We start from the raw sequence: 232 nt of genomic DNA on the forward strand, positions 1-232 counted from the left end.
TGTGGATACTGCTCGGCTAAATCTATTAACTCTTGATAAAGGGCTTTAGCCGTTGAGCAAACAATATCTTTTTGCAATTCGATACACATAACTGGCACAACGTCCCCGCCCACATTAACGCCAACAATGGCAGAACGTTTGACTTGAGTGTGAGTATTAAACACTCGCTCACAGGGCAGTGTATAAAAGCGCTTTAATTTTTGCTTACCGCGCGTAGCATCAACAATATGGC

Annotated in this window: 1 pseudogene; it reads right to left on the minus strand. The window is 43.1% G+C overall.

Annotated features, from left to right (window positions below):
• Positions 1–232 (minus strand): annotated as a pseudogene (locus AAEZ02_RS23620) (peptide synthase); the annotation flags it as partial.

Origin of the sequence: Shewanella sp. T24-MNA-CIBAN-0130 (assembly GCF_040310185.1) — a bacterium.
Classification (GTDB): Bacteria; Pseudomonadota; Gammaproteobacteria; order Enterobacterales; family Shewanellaceae; genus Shewanella; species Shewanella psychromarinicola.